The sequence below is a fragment of the Cobetia sp. SIMBA_158 genome (genome assembly GCF_046566945.1).
Taxonomy (GTDB): Bacteria; Pseudomonadota; Gammaproteobacteria; order Pseudomonadales; family Halomonadaceae; genus Cobetia; species Cobetia amphilecti.
In genome coordinates this window covers 1-451 of sequence record NZ_JAWJYL010000063.1, presented here as the reverse complement: position 1 = coordinate 451, position 451 = coordinate 1, and the positions used below count along the sequence as shown (strand labels likewise).

Annotated in this window: 1 protein-coding gene; it reads left to right on the top strand. The window is 41.9% G+C overall.

The window, feature by feature from the left end:
* On the top strand, positions 1–451 hold a 451-nt coding region (locus R2R70_RS18970), incomplete at both ends, for a sodium:solute symporter family transporter (RefSeq protein WP_410978745.1).

Sequence of the window (451 nt, the reverse complement as noted above, 5' to 3'; positions counted from 1 at the left end):
ACTGCACAACAACCACTGAGTTATTAGAAAAGCGCTACAACAATAAGCATATCCGTGCCGTTATTGGTAGTTTGTTTTTTACAGGAAATGCATTAATTTATATGCCTGCGGTTATTTACTCGGGTTCGCTATTTATGCAAACCATGTTTAAAGTTGATATACCATTAATGTACATAGCAACCGCTTTTGCTATTGTAGGCGCCATTTATGCCTTTTTTGGTGGGCTACGTGCAGTTGCGGTGTCAGATACATACAACGGGCTACTCGTGCTAGGTATGGCAATACTAGTCGTGTTCTTAGCGCTTAACGCAATTGATTACGACTTTAGCGGTATCCCACAAGAGCGCTTAACGTTAATTGGCGGGCCTGATTCGCCTATCCCTTGGCCAACGCTACTGACTGGTATGATATTCATTCAGATGTTTTACTGGGGAACTAATCAAACGATTAC